Annotated in this window: 1 pseudogene; it reads left to right on the forward strand. The window is 81.1% G+C overall.

What is annotated here, in order from left to right:
• Window positions 1–435: pseudogene (locus KVT45_RS36545) on the forward strand (LuxR family transcriptional regulator); the annotation flags it as partial.

The raw sequence follows: 435 nt of genomic DNA on the forward strand, positions 1-435 counted from the left end.
GGGCGGGCGCCCACCGTGCGACGGCGGCGGCAGGCGGAGCCCGCCGGCAACCCGCCCGCGCTCCGGGAGTTGCCCGCGGCGCTGACCGACCGGCAGCTGTGCGGCCAGGACCCGCTCCCCGACCGGCTGCCGCTGTCCCGGCGGCTGGCGGCCACCTGCGCCGGACTGCTCGCGGAGCTGCCCGCCGCCACCCGCACGCTGATGCTGCTGGCGGCCCTGGACGCCGACGCCGGGGTCACCACCCTGCGCATCGCGGCGCGGGGGTCGGCCGACATCGACGACCTCGTCCCGGCCGAGCGGGCCGGTCTGGTCCTCGCGCCCGCGGCCGGCCGCGGCCTCTCCTTCTGCCACCCGCTGATCGGTACGGCCGTGGTGGACCTGGCCCCGCCGAGCGACCGCCGGGCCGCGCACGAGGCGCTGGCCGCCGCCCTGGCC

Origin of the sequence: Streptomyces sp. GbtcB6, from assembly GCF_019091475.1 — a bacterium.
Taxonomy (GTDB): Bacteria; Actinomycetota; Actinomycetes; order Streptomycetales; family Streptomycetaceae; genus Streptomyces; species Streptomyces hyaluromycini.